This window comes from Streptomyces sp. NPDC059917, assembly GCF_042730635.1.
Taxonomy (GTDB): domain Bacteria; phylum Actinomycetota; class Actinomycetes; order Streptomycetales; family Streptomycetaceae; genus Streptomyces.
Map to the genome: position 1 here is coordinate 1 of NZ_JBHWLC010000183.1, position 2,245 is coordinate 2,245.

A 2,245-nucleotide genomic window follows, 5' to 3' on the forward strand; every position below is an offset into this window, starting at 1 on the left:
GGGATCGGAGTTGTGTTTAAGTGACTGGGGGTGGGGTGTCCCCGCAAGGACGAGCTGTCACCACCGGGTACGCACTCCGACCGGGCAGGGGCCGCGAGCCGAGGAGATACCCCACCCCGGCGCGGCGCCACCGCCCTGACCCTCCCCGACCGTGGCGCGTGGCCGCGGCGGCTTAGGGCCGGGTGTCCTTCGACTGCGTGTCCTTCGACCCCTTCATCCGGGCCCGCACGGCCCGGGTGACCTTCCCGTGCCCGTGCCCGTGCTCGGGGTCCGGGGTGCCGCCGATGAAGTTCTCGAAGCGCCGGCGGGGCGCCGCCCAGCGCCGGTCGTGATGGAACGCCCGCAGCCCGGCCTTGGCCCGGGCCCGCGGGCGGTTCGTGTAGAAGCGGCGCGCGTACGGCGAATCCGGCCGGGCCAGGCGGACCGCGCCGACCATCGCCACGAACGGGATCACCGTCCCCAGCAGCGCGGTGCGCGGCTTGCCCTTCCACAGGGCGATCAGGGCCAGGAAGAAGTTCGTGGCCGTGTTCATCACGACCAGCCCGCGGTTGTGCCGCTCGTCGACGGTCAGGTCGTTGACCCCGAAGGGCAGGAACCCGCCGAGCACCAGCGCCACCAGAGCCGCCGTCAGCACCACGATCTCCACGCTCTTGCGGCCCTGCTCGCTCCAGTACACGTCGTCCAGGTGCAGGACCAGCGCGAACTCGTCCAGCACCAGACCCGCGCCCAGCCCGAACAGCACCGCGGAGATCATCGCCCCCACGCCGTGCCGCCCGCTGCCCACGGCGCCGAAACCGCCGATGATCGTCAGCACCACGCCGGGCACCACGTGGTGGACGTGCACACCGCCCGGGGTGATGTTCTTGAAGGGGCCCCGACCGGCCCGGATCAGGCGCGTGATCGTGCGGGTGACCAGGAAGGACAGTACGAAGGAGAGCAGGGCGAGGAACAGCGGGAGCTTCCCCGGTTCCACGATGTTGCGGTACCACCAGTGACCCATGACACCAGCTCCCCATTTGGCATGTATTGGGTAATTTACCTTCCGTGATGAGCGGGTACCGTTCCGGCGGTGAACGATCCGCTCCCCGATCCGCTCCCGGAACCGTCCCCGGAGCCCCTGCCGGGCCCGCCGCTGAGCCCGCCCGACGAACGCGCCGCGCTCCGCGACGGCCTGCGCTTCGCCTTCGGGACGCTCACCGTGCTGCCCGCCCGCATCACCCGCTGGGACCGCCCGGCCGCCCGCACCGGCATGGCCTGCGCCCCGCTGGTCGGGCTGGTCGTCGGGCTCTGCGCGGCCGTGCCGGGCTGCGTGCTGCTCCTCCTCGGGGCGTCCCCGCTGCTGGCCGCGGTCGTCACCGTGGCCGTGCCCGCCGCCCTCACCCGCGGGCTGCACCTCGACGGGTTGGCCGACACCGCCGACGGCCTGGGCAGCGCCAAGCCGGCCGACACCGCGCTGCGCATCATGAAGCAGTCCGACATCGGGCCGTTCGGCGTGATCTGCCTGGTCCTGGCCCTCCTGCTGCAGAGCGCCGCGCTCGCCCAGGCCTATGCCGACGGCTGGTTCCGCGGCGCCCTCGCCACCGTGGTCGCCGCCGTCGCCGCCCGGACCGCGCTGACCCTGGCCTCGCGCGACGGGGTGCCCCCGGCCCGCCACGAGGGCCTCGGCGCGGCCGTCGCGGGCGTGGTGCCGATCCGGTCGGCGGCCGTGGTGGCCGGGCTCGCCGTCGCCGCCGCGGCGGTCGCGGCCCTCCCGCTCGGGCTGCCCGCCGCCGCGCAGCACGCGGTGGCCGTCCTGGTCGGGCTCGGCGCCGCGGAGCTCCTGCTGCGGCGGTGCGTGCGGCGCTTCGACGGGGTCACCGGTGACGTCTTCGGCGCCCTGGCCGAAGTCGCGGCAACCACCACCCTGCTCACCCTCACCCTCGGCTAACGCCCCCGCCACCCGGCACCGGGCCCCACCACCCAGCGCCGGGCCGCACCATCCAGCGCCGGGCCCCACCACCCAGCGTCGGGCCGCGCAATCCAGCGTCGGGCCGCACCATCCAGCGCCGGGCCCCGCCATCCAGTGTCGGGCCGCGCCACCCAGCGCCGGGCCCCGCGACCCAGCGTCGGGCCGCACCACCCAGCACCGGGCCCCGCCATCCAGCGCCGGGCCGCGCAATCCCAGCCGCGCCCGCGTTCGAGGCGCCGGGCCACCACATCCAGCCCCGCCGGCGTTTGAGGCGCGGGGTCTGGGGCGGAGCCCCAG

Annotated in this window: 2 protein-coding genes; one reads left to right on the forward strand and one right to left on the reverse strand. The window is 75.1% G+C overall.

Annotated elements, in window-relative coordinates; genetic code table 11:
• Positions 1-172: 172 nt before the first annotated feature.
• Entirely contained in the window at positions 173-1,000 is an 828-nt protein-coding gene (locus ACFWAR_RS39335; protein WP_385788525.1) for a hypothetical protein, read from the reverse strand.
• Between the two features lie 69 nt (positions 1,001-1,069).
• Here ACFWAR_RS39335 and ACFWAR_RS39340 point away from each other — a divergent pair, with 69 nt between their 5' ends.
• Positions 1,070-1,927, forward strand: a complete 858-nt coding sequence (locus ACFWAR_RS39340; RefSeq protein WP_385788528.1) for an adenosylcobinamide-GDP ribazoletransferase — start codon at positions 1,070-1,072, stop codon at positions 1,925-1,927.
• Positions 1,928-2,245 lie beyond the last annotated feature (318 nt).